Genomic DNA, 21,943 nt, shown 5'->3' with positions numbered 1-21,943 from the left:
GAGCTGCCTCACCGTTTTCTACTGAAAGGAGCAATAATCTTGAGGAAAATCGAGACGATTGATGAATTTAACCAACTTCTTGAGGGAAAAGAGAGATTCTTTTTTCTGAAACACAGCTTAACCTGCCCAATCAGCGGCAATGCTTTTGAAGAGTATCAGAAGTTTGCCGATGAGATGGAAGAGGCGGATGCCTACTATTTGGCAGTCCAGGAATCCAGGGAACTATCCAATCATATTGCAGAGACATTTGGGATTAAACATGAGTCTCCGCAAGCCATCCTATTCAAAGAAGGAAAGCCTGTTTGGCATGATACCCACTGGAATATCACAATTAAGGCATTAAAAAGCGTGTAAGCACAGAAAAGCCTGGAGGCAGTGGCCTCCAGGCTTTGTCCATGTATAGGAAACTGTAAACGTCTTGAGGGGTCTGCGTCCAGATCCAGAGCCTAGCCCCTTGGGTCATCGCCATTCCGCAAGAAGGATAAAGAACAACCTTCCTGCCGGCTCGACTTATGCCTGTCAGGGCTGACCCAGGCGCTTGCGCTTTTGTTGATATAAAAACACCGTTTAAACAGAAAGCGGCCAGCGGATTTCTAATTTATCGCCGGTTTGTATGCTTTCATAAAAGGTTGTTTCTTTTCCATTTTTCAAAAGCAGGAATTTCCCTTGGGCATTGGAAGGCATGTTGATTTCGACATGCCTGAAGAGATCCTGGAAAATGAATGCTCCCGATTCTTTAGGGATGGCGGTTAATTTATCGCCAGAATGAATCATTGTGTCTTCTTCAAGTTTATCTCCGCTTCGAAAGACCTCCATTACCTGCTTGGATAGTTCCAACTCTTGATCATTAAAAAACACAGTGATTGTATCATTAAGTTTCACCTGTTTTTTATCCATGATCATTTTAAGTGTCGGAACCTCTGTTTTTTTCAATTCTATGGTATCCCCGTTTTTCACCCCAGAGGACAGTTTATTTTCTCTTCCATTCACGGTGATTCGTCCTGAGAAAGCAGGAATGAAGGTTTCCTTTTCATTGATAGTGACGTGGAAGGTCCGTAAAGATTGAAGCAAATCTTCGTGCCCTGTCCGTTTTAAAGAGGTTTCGACGGAGGGGAGGGGTTCCACTTCAATTTTATCCCTGTCACGGACCATGACATCAATAGCTGACGGCTTTCCGTTAACAATAATATTCATCTCGAAAGAATGGGGTTTTCCATTAATCGTAAGATTGATCTCAGGCTGGGACTCAATTAAGTCCGAAATCATTATTTCCGGTGTTTCCCCGTTTTCGCCTCTCGTTACCCTTATCCTATCTCCGTTTTGGATGTGCTGGTCGATCCCGCATTTCTCTCCATTTTTTACAATAGCCGGGGCATTTCCATGCTTGCCAGGGAGTGTGATGGATTGTCCATTGACTGAGACAATCATGGCCATTCCAGGCTTTCCGTATAATTTGTTTATTTTCAGACCAGCTGCAAGCAGGCAGTCTCCAATTGTGAGTTCTTTTACCTCAAATAGACGGACAGGCTGTTCGTTTACATAGGCAGTTACATATTGGACGGGCGCTTTCTTTGCTGCAATGGCAATTCCTATCGGTGTTACGAGTTCAGGACCGCTTGATACCAGTTCCTTAATCTTCAGATCCTGAATGGCATCAGTGCCGCGGACAGCTACCCGGTTGGCCGGGAGCCCCAGGGCAGCCGCTAATCTTTCCGGCAGTTCAGGTGTCAGGCTTCCTCCCCCTACCAGCATGACAGCTTTTGGTGCCTTGGCATTATTAAGCCTCAGAATTTCGGTTTTGATTTCCTCGGCCAAATGATCAATAGCCGTAGAGATTTTTTCTACTGCTTCAGCACGGGTAACTTCGGTTTCAAAACCTAGGATATCAGATACCAGAATGGACTCCTGGTTGATCAGATCCCTTTTTGCTTTTTCAGCAAGCGGGAAGTCAAGGAGCAGTGCATCACTGATCGCTTCCGTTATCTCATCTCCTGCAGTCGGCACCATGCCAAACGCTATAATGGTTCCCATATCGGTTAAAGCAATATCCGATGTGCCGGCGCCGATATCAACCAATGCGACATTCAGCCTCCTCATCGATGAGGGAATCAAGACATTAATGGCGGCGATCGGTTCGAGCGTCAATGCCTCCATTTCCAAGCCAGCTCTGTTCAGTGCTGCTAAAAGGGACTCAACAACCACCTTTGGCAGGAAGGTGGAAATGATTTCGACCGTTGCTGCATCTCCCTGCTGATCCACCAGGCTGCCGATTTCTTCCCCATCAAGCTTATAGTAAAGAACAGAGTATCCTACACAATAATAGTGATAGGTTTGGTCTGTATTCTGTGCCGCAACGGCTTGGGCCTGCTGTACAGCACTTAGTTCGAGATGAAGGACATCTTCCTTGGTCATGAGGGGCTTGCCGGTAATGGGGATGGAGGCACTTGCAACTTCTGTCTTTAATGCTCTTCCAGCAGCTGCTACACAGACTTTTTTGAGAGGTCCATGTTTCTTTTCCATTTCAGATTTAATTGTAGAAATAACAGCAGCAACCGCAGGGACATCATGTATCTGTCCATCCAGCATCGCCCGCTCTTTATGCTCCTGGGAAAGAATGTCGATGACTTCATACTGTTTTTCATCATTCTCTATTAGAATAATACCCACTACAGATCTTGTACCGATATCAAGGGCAAATATCTTTGTGTTATTCGACACTTTACACACCCACTTTACTCTATTTCAATCAAAAATTACTGCGATTTACCGGAAACCACTCACGACTTTAATACGCTGAATGAATAAAGTGTTTTCCGTGACTTTTCCTGTACATTCCATTATAATAAATCCTATTATAAAAAATGTATCATACTTTCTTAGAAAAAAGTCATGAAGTGTTGGAATTTGAAAATAAAAGGATGTCAATGCAGAGAGGATGTTTGGTTTTGAGTAATAACGAGCTCGATCAGCTGAGAAACCGGGTCGATGAGATAAATCTGAAGCTGTTGGATAACATCAATGAACGTGCCCGCCTTGTCCAGGAGATCGGCAGGGTAAAAGAAAAGCAGGGAACAAACCGCTTTGATCCTGTTCGGGAAAGAGACATGCTGAATGCGATCATTGAACATAATGACGGACCTTTTGACAACACAACGATTGAACATATATTCAAGGAAATCTTCAAAGCCGGCCTAGACCTGCTTCAGGACAACCACCGCAAGGAACTCTTGGTTTCAAGAAAGAAAAAATCGACGGATACGATTATAAGAGTAAATGGAGAAGAGATTGGGGACGGACTGCCGCACTTTATCTTCGGCCCTTGTGCAGTGGAATCCTATGATCAGGTTTTCGAAGTGGCACGCGCCATCAGAGGAAAAGGACTGAACCTTATCCGCGGAGGTGCGTTTAAACCACGTACCTCTCCATATGACTTCCAGGGACTGGGCCTTGAAGGATTAAAAATACTGAAAAAAGCTGCAGATGAAAATAACCTTGCTGTAGTCAGTGAAATTGTGAACCCTGCTGATATCGAACCCGCATCTGAGTACGTGGATATTATTCAGATCGGTGCACGAAATATGCAAAACTTTGAATTGTTAAAGGCTGCGGGTTCTGCTAGAAAACCTGTTCTTCTGAAAAGAGGGCTGTCTGCCACACTCGAGGAATTCATGAATGCAGCAGAATATATCATTTCACAGGGGAATGGCGATATCATTCTTTGTGAGAGAGGCATTCGAACGTATGAACGGGCCACAAGGAATACCCTTGATATTTCGGCTGTCCCAATCTTGAAGCAGGAAACCCATCTGCCTGTATTTGTGGATGTCACACATTCCACAGGCAGACGAGACTTATTACTGCCTGCAGCAAAAGCAGCACTGGCAATCGGTGCTGACGGAGTGATGGCAGAGGTCCATCCTGACCCTGCTGTCGCTCTGTCAGACGCTGCCCAGCAAATGAATCTGGAACAGTTTGATCATTTCTTTTCCGAATTAACGGGCGGTAAATAGGATTCATTGGTCATCTCACTGATGGCCATTTTTTTGTTTGGACAATAAAGATCTACCTTCGAGTCATAAGAGCATACAGCAGGAGGGTCAACAGCAACCTTCAAGTGGATAGGATTACGATCGCTATGATTGAATAAGGTGCTTATATTTATTATTAAATACTATTTTCACAAAACAACATTTGGGGTACGGGTAAATGTGGATTCATTGCAGACAAGCCCCGGCTAAAGTATGATATATCTATATTCATACAATGGACAAGAAAACATTTTTACTTTATTTTTTAAAGATGGATAATTAGTGTAAAATAAGAACAATCAGCTAAAACGATAATCAAAGGAGTGGATTCCATGAATGTAACGATATATGATGTGGCCAGGGAAGCGAATGTTTCCATGGCAACGGTTTCCAGGGTAGTGAACGGAAATCCCAATGTAAAACCGGCAACAAGAAAAAAGGTAGTCGAAGTCATCGACAGGCTTGGCTACAGACCGAACGCAGTGGCAAGGGGACTTGCGAGCAAAAAGACGACAACAGTCGGAGTGATTATTCCGGACATCTCCAATATCTTCTTCGCAGAGCTTGCGAGGGGGATTGAAGACATCGCAACGATGTATAAATATAACATCATCCTCAGCAATTCAGACCAGAACACTGAGAAAGAATTGCATTTGTTGAATACCATGCTTGGTAAGCAAGTGGATGGAATTGTGTTCATGGGCGGAAATATTACCGAGGAGCATGTCAGAGAGTTTGAAATGTCCCCTGTGCCAATCGTATTGGCAGGAACAGTAGAAGACTCGCAAAAAATACCTTCTGTCAATATCGACTACCAAGCTGCAGCTTATGATGTGGTTAAAGAACTAATTGGCAAAGGCCATAAAAATATTGCATATGTCAGTGGTCCCTTCCATGACAAAGTCAATAATGAAGCTAAGCTTCCCGGCTATAAACAAGCATTGGAAGAAGCAGGAATTGCATTCAATGAGGATCTTGTGATCGAAGGTGATTACACTTACGACTCCGGACTCGAAGCATGGCAGAAACTAAGTGAGCTGAGCGAAAAGCCGACAGCCATATTTGTAGGGAATGACGAAATGGCCCTCGGTGTCGTTCATGGTGCTCAGGACGCAGGTGTCAATATCCCTGAAGAGGCAGAAGTCATCAGCTTCGACAACACAAGGCTTGCCTTGATGGTCCGCCCTCAGCTGACATCCATCGTCCAGCCTTTATATGACATCGGTGCAGTTTCCATGCGCCTCCTGACAAAGTACATGAACAAAGAACAAGTGGAGGAGAATATCGTGGTTCTCCCACACCGAATTGAAGAACGGGGATCTACAAAATAGAATGAGTTTGTAAAGAGCTTTCCTTAGGGGAGGCTTTTTTCTTTGTTTTCTTTTAGGTATGAGGTTTGACTTGGATGATTTTTCCTTTGAAGGACCGGTGTTGATGGAAGAACGCCTATCGAAATCGTTGATTATTCCAATATAAACCATTAGTATGAGACTGTATAAAAAATTATATAAACGAGAGGGGATAAGATGAGAAACTTAATAGGTGTATGTTTTTTGTTCATTTGCAGTATTACAATAATAGCAGGTTGTTCGGAAAAGGAAATGAAGGAATCAACATCAGCGGATAGTGCCAATGAAACAAAAAAGGAAGCCCCAGCAGCTTCTGAAAATGGTTCATTTGAAGATATTCCTCATAGTGAGATAACTGAGTGGGATAGTGCAGAATTGAGTGCACAAGGGTTTGTGACGAAAGAGCTGAATGACAGTCCTGGTTTGGATTATTATCATCTGACGGAGGTATCCAACGGAACCATTGCGTTCGGAGGGAACTATGGTTATAAGTTTTACAACCGGGATGAAGGAACGTATTTACCTGATATGCTTCAGCTGTTCAATGCAGATCCGGTTCATGTTTCTGGTGATACCATGTACTACTTGGATAAGGAAACAAAGGATCTCCATACAATTAATATGAAAACAGGTGAAAAGACAAAGTTGCTTACACTTGAATCGGCAGGCGGCATTGAGAAGAAAGACGAAATCCTTTACATTTATGGTAATAGTAAGTCTATTGCATATGACGAAACGTCCCAGAAAAAGGTATGGGAAACCGAAATTGACGGGGATATCGGAATTTTTGTTGAGATGGTTTTGACAGAGGATAAGATCGTATACTTTGGGCTCGATGCATTGGCCGCATTTGATCGTGAAACTGGTGAACAGTTATGGTTGGAAGAAGGCTTCTACAGTGATATAGCGGTAAAGGATAATACGGTATACACAATGAAAGAGACAGAGGATACAATAGCGAGTATGGATGAATCCGCCATCGATATTTTTGCTCTGGAGGACGGGGATATTGAAACTCAAAAGAAAATAGCCACCACACCGAAACTAACCAAAATCGAACATGAATTATTTTCTTCTGATATTTACAAAGATCATATCATTCTATATGGGAATGATTCTGTTCTCTCGTATAATGTAAGCGAAGAAAAATGGGCATGGTACCTAACCGCAGGCGGTGAATTATATCAAACTGCTGAAGAACAGTTTAATAATCCGAATGAATTACATGCCAATATGATCGGGGACCAGCTTTATATCACAAATCATGTTGAGGACAAATCCTTGATCTCGATCGTTGACCCACTGACAGGGAAGAAAATCAACAAATACCATTTAGAACAGGAAATTGCCGGACCATTTAAAGATGGGGACGATGATTTCATCTATGTTCCGTCTACAAATGAAATAATGATGGTAAATTAAATACAATGGAACAGTCGTATATGTTACAAAGTGCGGCTGTTTTTTTGTATAGAAACTATCAGGAAGACGGCCAAATTCCTGCGATATGCTTTATTTGAAGGAAGGATAATTGGTGGATATTGATAGAATTATGAGCTTTTTTTATGCTGAAAAGTGGTGGGAAATGATTTTGATTGAGTATCATCGACTAGATAAGTGTAGAGAGGCATTGCGGACATCGGGCTGGTTCTTTATCGGGAGCTCCGCCTTACGAAAGCTGCCACTTCTAGTGGGCAGCCTAGACTGGAAGGGCACAGGCATTTTGATACTGCTTATCATTATTGGAAGTAGTGTATTTTTACTTTTTGCTCATTAAGGTAATAGTGCATCTTAATGAGAATTACCTGAAGACCAGGTAATGTGCCACAATTATTCCTTTCTTCGATAGTAGATTCAGCTTATTGAATTAAGAGCACTGATCCTAAAGGATTGGTGCTTAGTTGTGTTGAATATATCTTTATGTAAGGACTCTTTAATGCTGGATATGGAGGAGTTTGAATGAAATCATTGCAAGGAAAGATTGCTGTTGTTACAGGTGCGTCTCGTGGAGCGGGCAGGGGCATTGCGCTTGAACTAGGCAGTGCAGGGGCAACGGTGTATGTGACAGGCCGGAGTGTAAGGGGAGAAACAACCGATAACCGACCCGAAACCATTGAGGAAACCGCTGCTGGCGTCACTTCTCGAGGCGGCAAAGGGATAGCCATACGTTGTGACCATACAAGCGACAATGATGTGAGAAAACTGTTTGAACAAATAAAGAAGGAACACGGCTGCATTGATATTCTAGTCAATAGTGTATTTGGAGGCTCCGAAAATTCTCTGCCATCAGGGGAAGGCCGGCTTTTTTGGCAGCGGCCGCTGGAGCATTGGGATGCTATGATGGTTGCCGGAACGCAAGCTTACTTGCTTACTGCTCGATATGCTGCACCGTTAATGACAAAGCACCGTAGAGGTTTGATTGTAAACATTACCTTTTTTATAAAAGAAAGAGTCGCAGGTAATTTATATTACGATTTAGCCATGAATTCTATCAATCGGCTGACACTTGGAATGGCAAAGGAATTAGAGACGTTTAACGTTTCAGCGGTTGCTGTCTGCCCGGGGTGGATGCGGACAGAACGAGTTACAGATTCAGGTTATAAACCAGAGGACGGCACAACGGAGACCACCGCGTATGTAGGCCGTGCTGTTGTAGCACTGGCGTCTGATTCCCTGGTATCGAGGATTTCTGGTGAAGCCGTTATGGTGGCTGAACTAGCGAGAAAATATGACTTTACTGATATAGATGGAACTCAACCTCTGCCATTCGAAGGGTAATCAGTTCCTTATACGGGCTGTCATGGAGTTGAAAAATATTCCTTTTTTGTCTCTCGGCTTTGTTTTCTTTGAATTCGGCCAGCAGGTTATAGAAAAAGGAGATGAACCATTTGAAAAAGAAAAGAAGACTTTTAATGGTTGGATTGCTGGCATTAATAGTGATGATAATTTTCCCGCCATTTCTAGCGCCCTTTGCACATGATCATCATTCGCCAAGGTCTGCATTAAGAGAAGCAATTTTTAAAGACGGGCATCCATATCAAAGCTTCTTTGCTTTAATACTTAAGGAAAATTATAAAGATAAAGACTACGGACAGCTGTACAATGTATATTGGTTTAACTACGATAGTCCTACTGGAGACACAGCAGGAATGTGTTATACAAGAATGATAGAAAGTGAGAATTATGAAGTTTCATGTGGTACTGGCCCATAGAATTCAGGCTAAATATGGCTGAAGAAGGAAGTGACGGCATGAAAGGGGATAATCCATCCCCGATTCCTCCTATTCAATTTTTCCGCCTGCAGTATTACTCTGGCCTTTATAAGAATTTCTTTCCTCTTGCATACTAACAATTCATCCATATTTTTGTTATAAACCATTATCATATTACATGAGGAGACGTCTCTTCTAAAGGCTGTTTCCATATGATTGTTGCTTTGGAAAACTCCAAGGGCCGGATGTTTCCCTTGAATAATAGAGGTTTTCTATCTGAAGTGAAGAGTCCCTCTCTTTCTTGCTTCTCGAAAATTTCTGGAAAGCAGGGTGAAATATTCGCCATTCCTATTGAATAGCAACAGAGTTTACGAAATACTAAATGAAACTAATAATGGACTAAACCCGTCTAATTTCAAAAGACATTCTTATAGTTTGCAAGCTCATGAAATAGATGATAAATGGATGGTGGATTAAGTGGCAGAAAAAAAGAATGAAGCGTTCGAGTGGGTAAAAGCATTGGCTGCTGCGGTAGTGATTTCTTTTGTTGTGCGTGCCTTTATATTTACTCCTGTCATGGTGAAAGGGGCATCCATGAATGCAACATTACACGATGAGGAACGTGTGATTGTAACGAAAATAGGCAAGCCGGACAGATTTGATATTGTTGTTTTTCATGCCAATGAGCAGAAGGATTATATTAAACGTGTTATAGGCTTGCCAGGTGACAGGATTGAGTACAAGGAAGACACTTTATATGTGAATGGTACTGCATTTGAAGAGCCTTATTTAGATAAGCAAAAAGAAAATCTCGCTGGAGACTTAACGCGGCCATTTTCATTGGAGGAAACGGAGGTTGGCCAATCTACTGTACCTGAAGGACATTTATTTGTGATGGGGGATAACAGACAGTACAGCACAGACAGCAGGCATATCGGCACCATTCCAATGGAAGAGGTAGTAGGAAAAGCGAATGTCGTTTTTTATCCATTAAATGGAGCCAGATGGATTAAAAATTAGAGCAGAAGACCCCGCCGGGATTCTTTGGCTTTTTTAGTAAGTGACAAGATGCTGGGAAACTTATGCCTCAATATCTATTACAAAAATGGGAGGAGATGCAATGATTCTTGAGTTAAGGGCTTCCCTGGTCCACAAGGCAGATTATTTAACAGCTGAGGAGCTGGAGATATTCACTAGAGCCATGGAGTTTGCTGAACAGGCACATGCGGGACAGAAGAGGGCTACAGGAGAACCCTATGTCTGTCATCCCTTTACGGTTTGTGAGATTCTCATGGAGTATGGAGCCGACCTCACCACCCTTGTGGCAGCCTTGCTTCATGATGTTGTTGAAGATACAGATTACACATTGGATGACATTGAGGATCAATTTGGTGGCCAGGCGTCCTTGGTGGTTGAAGGATTGACAAAGCTTGAAAAAGGTTCGGAAAGCAAAGAACTCTATAATGCATCCAATTATGAAAAACTTCTGTCTGCAGCAGTCAAGGATATAAGAACGATTATAGTTAAAGGCTCTTTTCGTAAACTTTGTTGCTAGTTGATAATAATTCCGAAAGATAGTGGAGTAATGAACCGGAAAATCCCTGTTTAGCAAGAGAGAAAAGAGCTTCTCTCTTCGTTCAGAGCGAAAACCTTAGTATGCAGGGGAAAAATCCGGATTTTGGGATTTTTCTGGAAGCAACAATATATGCGAAAACAGCCTAGTTAAAACAGCTGATAGACTTCATAATATGAGGACACTACAAATAAAAAAAGTAGAGAAGAGAGTGTCTTATGCTAATGAAACGTTAATCTTTTTCTCTCCTCTATGTGAAAGATTAGGTCTGTATGATATGCAATATGAACTTGAAGATTTGGCTTTTCAACACCTCGATCCCCATAAATATAAGAGTGTCAAGAAGCTTAAAGAGAACTATGGAAATATTTTCTTAAGTATATTTCGCTTTTGCGAAAAAGAGATAGTAACCAATAATCCAATGAATATAAAATTGGACTGGCACTCAGCACCCATCTACGTTTCTTATTCAATGCTCCAAGAGGGGAAGCTTCTTCCCGAGCTATTCACCATTCAGATCATCACAGCCACCCAACTAAGCTGTTACACACAACTAGGAATCATCCATAGTTTGTTCCAACCCATCCCCAACCGATTCAGAGATGAAATTACAAGTCAGAGAAATCGATTCAATCGCCATTTAAATACTTCGGTGCTGATGGATGATGTCGAAGTCCGCTTTCTTATCAAAACGACGGAAGAAAATCTTTTTACCCTGCTCAATAATTCAACTGATAAGGAAATCGAAATGCTCAGCAGGGAATTGTTAAGAGATTCGGTTGAGGCTGTCAAAGCTGTTTCGGGCAATCCCATAGAATTCTATGAATTGATATCATTTGAATTGCTCCAAAATGATATTACTGTCTACACCCGGGAAATGAATGCGATCACGTTACCTGAGGGCTCTACTGTACTGGATTTTGCTTACTTTTTAGATCCTATCTCAGCATCCAGGATGGTCATGGCAAAAATAAATGGTAAAGAAAAGCAACTAAAAACAAAGTTAGAGGATATGGATATTGTTGAATGGTGGATTGAAGACCAGGAAACGGTGAATGAGGAATGGTTAAACCATGTTTCAACCTGCAAAGCGATTAAGGAAATCAACGGGAAGCTGTGATCTTACATCCGAATGCAGGCACTAACTGTAAGTGAATGGAGATAAGAACGTGAATCATATACAACTACAAGCACCATTTTAAACACATTTGGTCAAAAAAACAAACATTCCTGGTAATTCAACAATGCGAAAAAGACTCGTTACTGAACTTGCGAGTCTTTTTCGTTTTCTATTGGGCAGAAGATTTTTTATTCCCCTGCTGCTGGCGCAGTTGATATAGTGCTTTTTCAACAGTCTGCGAGTTCTTCTCCGTAATTTCAGGCTTCCGGGGAATGGCAGGATAGATTCCAGGAGGATCATCCCAGCTTACCGGAAGCGTTACAGGTGCCTTTCCCTTCCATCGTTCTGTCCAGGTTTTCGGAAAATGCGGAAGGCTGGCATTTCGCTGTGCCATTTCCATCCAAAGAAGGCTCCATGCGCGGGGCACCACCCGCCAAATGTCGTATCCGCCTCCGCCTACAGCGATCCACCGTCCGTCACAGTATTGATGGGCCAGTTCATGGGTGATTTTCGGAATCTCCTGATAAATCTTCATGGTGGAAGACAGGTGTGTGAGCGGGTCAAAGTAATGAGCATCGGTACCATTTTGCGATAAGATGACGTCCGGCTTGAAAAACTTGATGACTTCCCTGAAGGTTGTTTCATAGGCATGAAGCCAGGATTCATCCTCTGTAAAGGCATCGAGCGGAATATTAAAAGAATATCCATACCCCTTTCCATGTCCACGTTCATTGATATTCCCTGTGCCGGGAAAAAGATATCGTCCGGTTTCATGGATGGAAAGGGTGCATACATCCGGATCATCATAGAATGACCATTGGACACCGTCTCCATGATGGGCGTCTGTATCAATATACAGAACCCGGGCATTATACTTTTCCTGCATGTATTTGATTGCTACCGAGCTGTCATTATAAATGCAGAATCCTGAAGCCTTACCCTTGAAACCATGGTGCAAGCCTCCGCCAAAATGAGCAGCGTGTTTCGATGTTCCACCCATCACACAATCTACAGCGGTCAATGTACCTCCCACCATAAGGGCGCTGGCGTCGTGCATGCCTTTAAAGATGGGGGTATCTTCAGTCCCGATTCCATAGCTTTCGGCTTTATCAGCAGGCAGCCCTCCGTTTCCAGCTGTTTTGACAGCGCTTACGAAAGAAGGGTCATGAATCAAATGAAGTTCTTCATCGGTCGCCATTCTAGGTTGCACGATATCATCTTCATCCAAGGCTCCTGCTTCTTTCAGCAGATCGATGGTCAGCTTAAGCCTGAATTGATTAAACGGGTGATTCTCGGAAAAACGGTATTCCAATAGCTTATCAGAGTAAACAAATAAAGCTTCCTTTGTCATGATGGCATACCGGGCATGTTTGGCCAAAGGACTTCATACCCTTCTTTCTTTAAATCATCAATGACGGACATCGGATTGATCGTTCTCACTCTGAAGACAAGGATTTTATATCTTTCATCATTTTTATCAGGATAGACAAGCACACTGTGTATGTTTGCATTATGGTTGCGGATAATACCGGCGACCTCATATAGCACCCCAGAGCGGTTTTCCACTTTCACCTCAATTTGAGATCCAGGCTGGTGTGCCCCTGTCAATTGAATCAATGTGTATAGCAGATCGGTCTCCGTGATGATACCGACCAATTTATTTTCTTTTACAATCGGCAGGCAGCCAATGTGATGTTCATAAAAGAGGGCCGCTGCTTCTTCGACAAAATCGAGAGGATGCCCTGTTATGACGTCTGTTTTCATGATCAGTTTTAAAGGATTTTGAAGTTCTTCAGCAGCCCTATCCTTTTGGAAAATGGAAGGGGTCCCGTCCTTTACATCCCTGTCACTGACAATGCCGATTACCTTCAAGTTGTCGTCGATAATGGGAATGTGCCTGATTTTTTTTTCGCGAAGAGTCTTGATTGCCTGCTCTATAGTATCATCTGCTCTTAGTGTCTCTACATGTGTTTTCATGATTTCTTCTACTATCATGGTTTTCCATCCCCTTTGAGAGAGTCATTAATACATATAGCGGTTCATGAATCTTAATCTGTCAAACTGCTGGATAGAGTCACTTTCGATTCTCTTTCCAATCCTGGCCATCAGGCAGTTGGCTGGATGCGAACTGATTTCAGGGTCATCCGTCGCATAATATTCCAATCCGCCTGCGTTCATCATCTTTTCCATGACTTTCCGGTATTCCCAGACATTAAGGCCGGTGCCTTTTAAATCCCAATGCCAGTAATATTCAGTTGTGATGATAATATAATCTTCCATGGCGTCGTCCATCATCGAAACCCTCAGCAGGTTCTTGCCGACTGAAGCCCCCCTGAACTTTGGGATGACTTCGATTGCCCCAAGCTCGATCAGTTCTTCCATATTTCCCTGTGACCATCGCTCAAGAGGGTCAGGATACAGATATGTAACATAGCCGACTATGACGTTATCTTCCCTTGCTATGATAATGCGCCCTTCCGTCAGTTCGGCTATCTCGACTATGGCCTTATGCTGCTTTTCCGGCAAGCGGAAAGCCGTTAAATCCTCATGGAACTCTAAATCTATCAATTCATTGACAGGGACAGGCCCTTCAATAATGATATTTCCTTTTGGTGTTTTGAGTTCCATTGCATTATACGTTTTTTGGTGGTTCATTTTGTCACCGCCTCAAAATAATATACATGGTCATTATGACACAAAACTTGCAGACAAAACAGAACGACCAAGCGCTCTATTATAGCCTTTTTGTGAATTTTTTCATATTGGGATAGCCCTTTACATACCCTTATTATAACAAAAACCAATAAACGGACAATTTTTAAAATTGAGAAAAATAGATTTTTGTACTATAATAATATAGTAAATTCTTACATAGGGAGGAATCGCTCGCATGAAGTTGGAAGCGCTGCCAGTAACTCAAGGAAACTATAATCTTTCCAGTTATGAAGATACGTATAAGAATTTCGATTGGGATGAAATCCAGAAGAATTTTTCATGGAATCAAACAGGACGTGTAAATATTGCGCATGAAGCGATTGACAGGCACGCTGAGTCATTCAGAAAAAACAAAGTAGCCCTATATTATACTGACGACATCAGAGATGAAAAGTATACCTTTCGGGAAATGAAAAACCTTACGAATAAAGCAGGGAATGTCTTGAAAACCTATGGTGATGTAGAGAAAGGCGACAGGGTGTTCATCTTTATGCCAAGATCGCCGGAACTATACTTTACCGTTCTTGGAGCCCTGAAATTAGGTGCGATTGTCGGGCCTTTATTTGAAGCATTCATGGAGGGGGCCGTCAGAGACCGTCTTGAAGACAGCGGAGCAAAGGTTCTTGTGACGACTCCAGAATTGCTTGACAGGGTTCCTGTTGATGAACTGCCTGCTCTTGAACATGTATTACTCGTCGGGCAAGATGTAGAGGAAAAAGGGAAATACGTCGATTTCATGAACCGGTTTGAAGAGGCAAGCGATAAGCTTGATATAGAATGGGTTGATTTAACGGACGGAATGATCCTTCATTATACTTCCGGGTCTACCGGAAAGCCCAAGGGTGTCCTTCATGTCCATAACGCCATGCTTCAGCATTATCAGACAGCGAAATGGGTCCTCGACCTTCAGGAAGAGGATGTCTATTGGTGTACAGCCGATCCGGGCTGGGTGACCGGTACATCCTACGGGATATTTGGCCCATGGCTTACTGGGGCATCAAACATCATTGCGGGCGGAAGATTCAAGCCGGAGAAATGGTATAATACCATTCAGAAATACGGGGTTACCGTTTGGTACAGCGCACCTACTGCCTTCCGGATGCTGATGGGGGCAGGGGACGAGGTTGTGAAGCAATTTGATTTGAGCAGCCTGAGACATATCCTTAGTGTCGGGGAGCCGCTGAATCCTGAGGTTATCCGCTGGGGAATGAAAGTGTTCAACCATCGCATCCATGATACATGGTGGATGACAGAAACGGGTGGACAGGTTATTTGCAATTACCCTTGCATGGAAATCAAGCCGGGCTCCATGGGGAAACCAATCCCTGGCATCAAGGCAGCGATTGTCGATGATCAGGGAAATGAACTTCCACCATATCGAATGGGGAACCTTGCCATCAAGCGCGGCTGGCCGTCCATGATGAATGCCATCTGGAAAAATGAACAGAAATATGATTCCTACTTCATGCCTGGTGACTGGTATGTTTCCGGGGATTCCGCCTATATGGATGAAGATGGATACTTCTGGTTCCAAGGCCGTATCGATGATGTCATCATGACATCGGGTGAAAGGGTAGGGCCATTTGAAGTGGAAAGCAAACTGGTTGAACATCCGGCTGTAGCAGAGGCTGGTGTTATCGGAAAACCAGACCCGGTCCGCGGGGAAATCATAAAAGCATTCGTTGCCCTGCGCGAAGGATATGAAGTAACGGATGAACTGAAAGAAGAAATCCGCCAATTTGTGAAAAAAGGCTTGGCTGCCCATGCAGCACCAAGAGAAATCGAGTTCAAGGATAAACTTCCGAAAACACGCAGCGGTAAAATTATGAGGCGCGTGTTGAAAGCTTGGGAGCTTGACCTTCCGACTGGTGACCTTTCTACAATGGAAGATTAATAAATATTTAGAACCGCTCAGGGTGTCTGGGTGGTTTTTTGAGTCACCATCCTTTAGCGCTTTAGCGTGACCGGGGACAGTCCCCCGCCACGCTAAAGCGCTAAAGGACAAAAGAGGTGATCCGCTTAGGCGGATCACCTCTTTTTCATCAACTATCCTTGGTCATTGCCATTTCCGCCGCCTGGACCGGAGCCGGAATCACTGGCTCCGCTGTCGTTTCCAGAATCAGCGCTGCCGCCACCTTCTCCTGAACCAGTACCACCATTCGAACTGCCGGTGTCCGGTTTTGGTTGCTCAGGTTTTTCTGGTTTTGGCTTTTCCTCTTTAGAAGGCTTTGGTTCTTTCTTTTCTTCTCCGATAAGTACGGTGTTTGATTTTCCGGATTGTTTTCCGGCTACATCTACCGCAACGACGTAGTACTCTCCGTTACCAAGAGAAGCAACGAGGTCTGAATCAGATTTAACGCTTGCCACTTTTTGGCCGCTTACTGTGAAGACCCTGTAGCCGACAACATCGTTGCTGGCTGATGCAGTCCAGGTCACTTTATTTCCGGAAGCACTTGCTTTGACCGTTCCAGGAGCTGCACCGTCGTCTTCAATTTTATTTTCAGCGACAAGGATGTTTTTGTATCTTTCTTCGTCAGCTGGAATCAACTGGCGGGGATCTGCCTTGAGTCCGTTCAGAACACTCTCAACAAAATCAGGATTTAATATGACTCCCGGCTGAGAGAACTCTGCAGGAGTAGAGTCAAGAGCCAGATACTTCTTGCCGTTCACCATGACATACCGGCTGCTGAGAAGACTGTCATCTGTCTTGCTTGGCACATACTTTGCATTGAATAAATCGCTTTTCACTAAACCAGCCTGGCTGCAGGCCTCAGAAGGCAGCAAACCTGAAATTCCACAGAAGGATCTTGTCACGATACCCTCTGGAGATTGGAATGCTGCATCGGGATCAATCAGGTCCGGTGCTAGATCGTGAGCATCATTCAGCAGATAAGACCATAAGCGAATATTTCTCAACCCATAGTGCCCATAGGTTTCCATCGCTCTGTACATGGATTGCGGGTCGTCATATCCGAACCACGTACCGAACGTAATGCTTGGATTGGAAGCGATGAACCAGTGGTCCTTGTAATCCTGTGTAGTTCCTGATTTCCCTGCCCAGTCGGAAGAGAAGGTAAGGAATTTCTTAGCATAGCGTCCGGTTCCGGCATAGTGATCAAGAGTATCCCTCATCATATCTATGGTCAGATAAGCAGTCTGCGGACTGAATACATCCACAGGATCTATTTCATGCTGATATATGGTATTGCCATCTTTGTCTACGATTTTTTCGATCATGTAGGCATCGACGAACTTTCCGCCATTGGCGAATGTTGTATAAGCATTTGTATTTTCCTCTAGTGTAACTCCGCGTTCCATGCCGCCAAGGGATAGGGAATAGTTTTCTTTCTCCCGGCTGGTCAGCGTTGAGAAGCCCATTTTTTCAAGGAACTGGATAGGCTGTTTATCAAAAATCTTTGTATATAACCGGGCCGCAGGAATGTTCAAGGATTCAGCCAGCGCATATCTGGCTGGTATTAGCCCGTTATAGTTAAATGAGTAGTTCTGCGGAGACCACATGACGCCATTACCAGCCATGATGGACATTTCAACGTCCGGCAGTGGAGAACCAGGCCCGATTTCCCCGAATTCCAATGCCGGTCCATAGACAAGCAGCGGTTTCATTGTCGATCCATTCTGGCGGATGGACTGAGTTGCATGGTTCAGCTGCTCCTGCTTGAAATCTCGCCCGCCGACGAAGCTGATGATTCTGCCAGATTTGTTTTCAATCATGATGGCGCCGACCTGGACAGGATTTGGAACTTCTACTTCTTCTCCTGTTTCGGAGTCGACATCTGTACTAGTAAGTTCTGGTCCATACATTTCATATGCATCTTTCGTTTTTTGCATACTGTCATAAATTTCTTTATTAATTGTAGAGTGGATATGATAGCCCCGCTGTCTCATTTCACGGTCAGCGAGTGTCGTATATTTTTCATATAACTCATCGTTGTTGGCCAGGTCATCTTCGGAGTAACCGTCTTTTTCAGCCAGGATCTTTGAGATGATTTCCTTGCCGCGGCTTTCAATTTCAGCAGTAAGCCAAGGATAGTTGTCATTAATTGAAGGCTTAGGTCCTATGAAATCTTTCGAAATATCATAGTTAGAGGCCGTTTGATATTCTTCTTCGGTTATATAGCCTTCTTCAAACATTCGGTAAAGAACTGTCTGCATCCGGGAAAGCCCCGGTTCCAGGTTCTCTTTTAATTTTCCCCCGTTTGTAAAAGGAGTGTAAGCAAAAGGTGCTTGTGGAAGCCCTGCAATAAAGGCTGCCTGGGGCAGTGAAAGGTCCTTCGGTTCTACCCCGAATACCCCTTTTGCAGCAGATTTGACTCCGGCGATGTTTCTCCCGGAAGAGTTACGCCCGAGTGTGGCTACATTCAAATAGGCTTCAAGGATCTCATCTTTTTCAAAGAAGCGTTCGAGTCTCATTGCCAAAAGGATTTCTTTTGCCTTTCTGTCAAAGGATACTTCGTTTGTGAGTATTTGATTTTTGATCAGCTGCTGTGTAAGTGTACTTCCGCCTGTTTGGGAAGCGGAATTCGTGAATTCCTGTACGATGGCACGAAGGATCGCCTTGGGGACAACGCCATTATGCTCTTTAAAATACTCATCTTCTGTTGCAATCAGAGCGTTCACCAGGTCTTCCGGTACTTCATCGATACTTACTTCTTCACGCTCTAAATCGGTCCTCATTTTTCCGAGATAGACATCGTTCGCAAAGTAGAGCTGTGAGGTTTCTTCGTAGTTGTAAATATCCTGCTTCATGTTGTCATAAGGGCGGATGGGTTCTTCTTTTACCAAGGAAGCAAAGTAACCCGCCCCGACGCCGCCAGCGAAAGCTGTACCCAGAACGGCCACCACAATTAATATCAATAATAAATTCCAAAGAACTCCATAGGTGATCCGGGCACGTTTTAAAAATCTATTGTTAGTAAAAAACTTGATGACAGGTTCTAGTCGCTGCAGCAAAGATTGAAATTTTTCCTTCATATGTACACTCCCCCTAAAATCATCTATATTATAGCATAATTCGACGATTGAAAGGTTATAATAAGGAAATTTCAAAGGTATATAATGGAAAGCTGGAAGGGCGGTTTATTACGTAAAAGAAGGACCTTTCCGGAAATCAAATTGACAAAAGGGATGAAACTATGATAAAAAAAGTATAACTGAGAAATTTTCATAACGATATTGCTTCGACAGGAATAAGTAGTCCCGTTATCCCTATTAAAGAGAGTCAGTGGCTGGTGGAAACTGACATACATAACGTGATGAATTACCTCCTTGAGCTTTTGCTGTGAACGTCTTTGGTCGATTAGCAGCAAACGGGAAAACCGTTACACTATCAAGTGAAGGATACTTGTGTCCTTAAGTTGGGTGGTACCGCGTAATAAACGTCCCTGCATCGGCAGGGGCGTTTTTTTATTGTTTGCATATTAATTGGATGTAACAGGACATCTTGTTTGATGAGCTATTCACGTCCGACTCCCGGCCCTAATCCCTTCGCATCCTCAGCGGATCCCAAGCAAGTGAAAGAACATATTTTCGCTGATCTGTCTTTTGGATGTCGGCTGGCCATGGAACACGCTTGTATTATTGAAAATTTCTGCCTTATAAAAAATCAGGAGGAAGATAAAAATGGAATTACTAAAAGATTTAGATTGGCGCGGCATAACGTATCAGCAGACAGATGAAGAGGGACTGAAAGCTCTTTTAGATAAAGAAAAAATCTCTATCTATTGTGGAATCGATCCTACGGCAGACAGCATGCATATCGGCCATTTGCTGCCATTCCTTACATTAAGGCGCTTTCAAAACCAAGGCCATCGCCCGCTGGTACTGGTAGGAGGAGCTACCGGTCTGATTGGAGATCCAAGCGGTAAAAGCGAAGAACGAAAACTGCAGACGGTTGAATCCATTCAGCATAACGTGGAAAGCATCAAGAGCCAGCTTCAAAGCATCTTTGATTTCGAAGGGGAAAATGGCGCGGTCATGGTCAATAACTTCGACTGGATCGGACCGATGGATATGGTGACATTCCTTCGGGACTTTGGAAAGCATATCGGAGTCAACTATATGCTTGCAAAGGATACCATTGCTTCCCGTCTTGAAACAGGAATCTCCTACACGGAATTCACGTACACGATCCTGCAGGCAATGGACTTTAACCACCTGTATGAAAACTACAACTGCAAGCTTCAAATCGGGGGAAGCGATCAATGGGGCAACATTACAACAGGGCTTGAATTGATCAGACGCACAAGGGAAGAAGAGTCAAAAGCATTTGGATTCACGATTCCGCTTGTCACAAAAGCAGACGGGTCTAAATTCGGTAAAACAGAAAGCGGTGCAATCTGGCTTGACCCTGAAAAAACATCACCGTATGAATTCTACCAATTCTGGATCAACACAGCGGATGCTGATGTCGTTAAGTACCTAAAATACTTTACTTTCCTTTCAAAAGAAGAAATCGAAGCTTTAGCGGAAGCGGTTGAAACAGAACCTCACCTTCGAAAAGCACAAAAAGCATTAGCGGAACAAATGACGAAAATGATCCATGGGGAAGAATCCCTCGCACAGGCGATCAAGATCACGGAAGCGCTATTCAGCGGCAACATCAAGGAATTGTCTTCTGACGAAATCAAGCAAGGCTTCAAGGATGTTCCATCTTTTACACAGCCTAAAGACGAGGAAGTCAATTTAGTCGACCTTCTCGTGAACACTAAAATCGCTCCTTCTAAAAGACAGGCGAGAGAAGATATCGGCAACGGGGCGATCTACATCAACGGTGACCGCACGACAGACCTTCAGCATGTAATGTCAGAATCCGACCGCATCGACGGACAGTTCACCATCATCCGCAGAGGGAAAAAGAAATATTTCATGGTCCAATACTCATAAGAATCATATAAAAAGAGGTGCTTCCCGGAAGCGCCTCTTTTTAGTGAATTAATGAGCTTGTACACTATTTTGTTTCTTGTTCGTCATGAAACCTGCACCCAGAACGACAATCGTCAGTGCGGCAATAATCAGGTATGAGTAAGGACTATGTGAAAGATGCACCAGATTTAAGAATTGCTTGTCCTCCATGACCATTTCCCCGGCCGTCCACGCCAGTATGCCCGAACCGATGTAGGCGATCCAGCGGAACCTCTCCAGAAGTTTAACAATCGCTTTTGAACCGAAAATCATGATCGGGATGCTGACCAATACACCAAGGGCAATCAATCCGAGATGGCCATGGGCAGCACCGGCCACCGCCACCACATTATCAAGGCTCATAACCGCGTCAGCAATTATGATGGTCATAATTGCCTGGCTAAGGCCTGTATGAGCTTTAATGTTCGCTTCTTCCTCTTCCTCTACAAGTACCTTATAAGCGATCCATAAGAGCAAAATTCCTCCGATCAAGTGGACATAAGGAATTTGAAGCAGGTACACAATTACGGCTGCAAACAGAATGCGAAGGACCACTGCGCCACCCGTACCATAGAAGATTGCCTTGTTCTGCAAATCCTTTGGAAGGTTTTTTGTGGCCATCGCAATAACGATTGCATTATCACCAGACAGAATAATATCAATCGCAATAATTTTTAACAGGGCAAGAATCGCTCCTGAAGAAATGATGAATCCTGTGGAAAACAGAAAGTCCATAACCTGTTCCTCCTTTTTAATCTAAGAAAATGATCTAAGGTTTTATAAAAAATATCAACCTTACTATTATAACATATTAGGGATGAGAGAATTAGTATAAAGAGGAGGATAGGCATCTTATCTGATTAGCGGTGATTCGGACAAAAAAACAGTTCCCTGGAGCGTGATGTCCGAAATGGAATGGGCTTCACTTAAAAAGTAAGGAAGAGAGTGATTTTGTCTGAAAATGTCTGACGCGACGTGTGAAGCGAGGGAGGGACATCAAAACAGGAAATGAAAGATGGTGTATG

The 21,943-nt window shown here is 43.5% G+C and carries 18 protein-coding genes and 1 other annotated feature; of the genes, 12 read left to right on the top strand and 6 right to left on the bottom strand.

Going from position 1 to position 21,943, the window contains the following annotated elements:
* The first annotated feature begins 39 nt into the window (after nt 1-39).
* Entirely contained in the window at nt 40-354 is a 315-nt protein-coding gene (ytxJ, locus tag AC4E8A_RS18160; protein WP_490195063.1) for a bacillithiol system redox-active protein YtxJ, read from the top strand.
* A 213-nt stretch (nt 355-567) separates the two neighbouring features.
* Here the strand turns inward: ytxJ and AC4E8A_RS18155 are convergent, their stop codons facing one another.
* A complete protein-coding gene (locus AC4E8A_RS18155) occupies nt 568-2,718 on the bottom strand; it encodes a cell division protein FtsA (RefSeq protein WP_490195061.1) in 2,151 nt (716 codons plus the stop codon).
* A 227-nt stretch (nt 2,719-2,945) separates the two neighbouring features.
* Between AC4E8A_RS18155 and AC4E8A_RS18150 the strand changes: the two genes are divergently transcribed.
* The 9 genes from AC4E8A_RS18150 to AC4E8A_RS18110 all read left to right on the top strand — a co-directional run bounded on the left by AC4E8A_RS18150 (nt 2,946) and on the right by AC4E8A_RS18110 (nt 11,282).
* Nucleotides 2,946-4,010, top strand: coding sequence for a bifunctional 3-deoxy-7-phosphoheptulonate synthase/chorismate mutase (locus AC4E8A_RS18150; RefSeq protein WP_490195059.1), 1,065 nt, complete (start codon nt 2,946-2,948; stop codon nt 4,008-4,010).
* Between the two features lie 350 nt (nt 4,011-4,360).
* Complete coding sequence (ccpA, locus tag AC4E8A_RS18145) at nt 4,361-5,359, top strand: catabolite control protein A (protein ID WP_490195057.1); 999 nt, start codon at nt 4,361-4,363, stop codon at nt 5,357-5,359.
* A gap of 195 nt (nt 5,360-5,554) precedes the next feature.
* Nucleotides 5,555-6,799 carry an outer membrane protein assembly factor BamB family protein gene (locus tag AC4E8A_RS18140; RefSeq protein WP_490195055.1) on the top strand — a complete coding sequence of 415 codons (1,245 nt, stop codon included), beginning with the start codon at nt 5,555-5,557 and terminating at the stop codon, nt 6,797-6,799.
* Between the two features lie 130 nt (nt 6,800-6,929).
* A complete protein-coding gene (locus AC4E8A_RS18135) occupies nt 6,930-7,154 on the top strand; it encodes a DUF6366 family protein (RefSeq protein WP_490198930.1) in 225 nt (74 codons plus the stop codon).
* 182 nt (nt 7,155-7,336) lie between these two features.
* Nucleotides 7,337-8,155: an SDR family NAD(P)-dependent oxidoreductase gene (locus tag AC4E8A_RS18130; protein WP_490195053.1), complete on the top strand. Its 819-nt coding sequence runs from the start codon at nt 7,337-7,339 to the stop codon at nt 8,153-8,155.
* A 110-nt stretch (nt 8,156-8,265) separates the two neighbouring features.
* On the top strand, nt 8,266-8,589 hold the full coding sequence (locus tag AC4E8A_RS18125) for a hypothetical protein (RefSeq protein ID WP_490195051.1): 324 nt from the start codon (nt 8,266-8,268) through the stop codon (nt 8,587-8,589).
* Between the two features lie 477 nt (nt 8,590-9,066).
* Nucleotides 9,067-9,609, top strand: coding sequence for a signal peptidase I (lepB, locus tag AC4E8A_RS18120; RefSeq protein WP_490195049.1), 543 nt, complete (start codon nt 9,067-9,069; stop codon nt 9,607-9,609).
* Nucleotides 9,610-9,709: 100 nt separating this feature from the next.
* Nucleotides 9,710-10,144 carry an HD domain-containing protein gene (locus AC4E8A_RS18115; protein WP_490195047.1) on the top strand — a complete coding sequence of 145 codons (435 nt, stop codon included), beginning with the start codon at nt 9,710-9,712 and terminating at the stop codon, nt 10,142-10,144.
* A 229-nt stretch (nt 10,145-10,373) separates the two neighbouring features.
* Entirely contained in the window at nt 10,374-11,282 is a 909-nt protein-coding gene (locus AC4E8A_RS18110) for a TGS domain-containing protein (protein ID WP_490195045.1), read from the top strand.
* Between the two features lie 169 nt (nt 11,283-11,451).
* Here the strand turns inward: AC4E8A_RS18110 and AC4E8A_RS18105 are convergent, their stop codons facing one another.
* Genes AC4E8A_RS18105 through AC4E8A_RS18095 form a run of 3 tightly spaced genes read right to left on the bottom strand, consistent with a single transcriptional unit; the run spans nt 11,452 to nt 13,937 of the window.
* On the bottom strand, nt 11,452-12,633 hold the full coding sequence (locus AC4E8A_RS18105; RefSeq protein WP_490198929.1) for an acetoin utilization protein AcuC: 1,182 nt from the start codon (nt 12,631-12,633) through the stop codon (nt 11,452-11,454).
* Nucleotides 12,630-13,277: an acetoin utilization AcuB family protein gene (locus AC4E8A_RS18100; protein ID WP_490195043.1), complete on the bottom strand. Its 648-nt coding sequence runs from the start codon at nt 13,275-13,277 to the stop codon at nt 12,630-12,632. Before AC4E8A_RS18100 ends, AC4E8A_RS18105 begins: the two co-directional genes overlap by 4 nt.
* A gap of 27 nt (nt 13,278-13,304) precedes the next feature.
* On the bottom strand, nt 13,305-13,937 hold the full coding sequence (locus AC4E8A_RS18095; RefSeq protein WP_490195042.1) for a GNAT family N-acetyltransferase: 633 nt from the start codon (nt 13,935-13,937) through the stop codon (nt 13,305-13,307).
* Nucleotides 13,938-14,172: 235 nt separating this feature from the next.
* On the opposite strand from AC4E8A_RS18095, the gene acsA reads away from it, so the two are divergent.
* On the top strand, nt 14,173-15,891 hold the full coding sequence (acsA, locus tag AC4E8A_RS18090; RefSeq protein ID WP_490195040.1) for an acetate--CoA ligase: 1,719 nt from the start codon (nt 14,173-14,175) through the stop codon (nt 15,889-15,891).
* Nucleotides 15,892-16,043: 152 nt separating this feature from the next.
* On the opposite strand, the gene AC4E8A_RS18085 is transcribed toward acsA, so the two are convergent.
* Nucleotides 16,044-18,989 (bottom strand): transglycosylase domain-containing protein, encoded by a 2,946-nt coding sequence (locus AC4E8A_RS18085; protein WP_490195038.1) that lies wholly within the window; start codon nt 18,987-18,989, stop codon nt 16,044-16,046.
* A 197-nt stretch (nt 18,990-19,186) separates the two neighbouring features.
* Nucleotides 19,187-19,404, top strand: a binding site (T-box leader).
* A 233-nt stretch (nt 19,405-19,637) separates the two neighbouring features.
* Here AC4E8A_RS18085 and tyrS point away from each other — a divergent pair.
* Entirely contained in the window at nt 19,638-20,900 is a 1,263-nt protein-coding gene (tyrS, locus tag AC4E8A_RS18080; RefSeq protein WP_490195037.1) for a tyrosine--tRNA ligase, read from the top strand.
* 48 nt (nt 20,901-20,948) lie between these two features.
* On the opposite strand, the gene AC4E8A_RS18075 is transcribed toward tyrS, so the two are convergent.
* Nucleotides 20,949-21,653: a TerC family protein gene (locus tag AC4E8A_RS18075; RefSeq protein ID WP_490195035.1), complete on the bottom strand. Its 705-nt coding sequence runs from the start codon at nt 21,651-21,653 to the stop codon at nt 20,949-20,951.
* Nucleotides 21,654-21,943: the final 290 nt, after the last annotated feature.

The organism is Bacillus sp. SRL337 (assembly GCF_984799155.1).
The sequence above is the reverse complement of the archived record's forward strand: the minus strand, read 5'-3'. Positions and strand labels throughout refer to the sequence as shown.

Bases quoted from the DNA above. Each gene is read 5' to 3' on its own strand.
- AC4E8A_RS18075 (WP_490195035.1), bottom strand. From the start codon at position 21,653: ATGGACTTTCTGTTTTCCACAGGATTCATCATTTCTTCAGGAGCGATT.
- acsA (WP_490195040.1), top strand. From the start codon at position 14,173: ATGAAGTTGGAAGCGCTGCCAGTAACTCAAGGAAACTATAATCTTTCC.
- ccpA (WP_490195057.1), top strand. From the start codon at position 4,361: ATGAATGTAACGATATATGATGTGGCCAGGGAAGCGAATGTTTCCATG.
- tyrS (WP_490195037.1), top strand. From the start codon at position 19,638: ATGGAATTACTAAAAGATTTAGATTGGCGCGGCATAACGTATCAGCAG.
- AC4E8A_RS18095 (WP_490195042.1), bottom strand. From the start codon at position 13,937: ATGAACCACCAAAAAACGTATAATGCAATGGAACTCAAAACACCAAAA.
- AC4E8A_RS18130 (WP_490195053.1), top strand. From the start codon at position 7,337: ATGAAATCATTGCAAGGAAAGATTGCTGTTGTTACAGGTGCGTCTCGT.
- AC4E8A_RS18100 (WP_490195043.1), bottom strand. From the start codon at position 13,277: ATGATAGTAGAAGAAATCATGAAAACACATGTAGAGACACTAAGAGCA.
- AC4E8A_RS18085 (WP_490195038.1), bottom strand. From the start codon at position 18,989: ATGAAGGAAAAATTTCAATCTTTGCTGCAGCGACTAGAACCTGTCATC.
- AC4E8A_RS18115 (WP_490195047.1), top strand. From the start codon at position 9,710: ATGATTCTTGAGTTAAGGGCTTCCCTGGTCCACAAGGCAGATTATTTA.
- AC4E8A_RS18105 (WP_490198929.1), bottom strand. From the start codon at position 12,633: ATGACAAAGGAAGCTTTATTTGTTTACTCTGATAAGCTATTGGAATAC.
- AC4E8A_RS18135 (WP_490198930.1), top strand. From the start codon at position 6,930: ATGAGCTTTTTTTATGCTGAAAAGTGGTGGGAAATGATTTTGATTGAG.
- AC4E8A_RS18140 (WP_490195055.1), top strand. From the start codon at position 5,555: ATGAGAAACTTAATAGGTGTATGTTTTTTGTTCATTTGCAGTATTACA.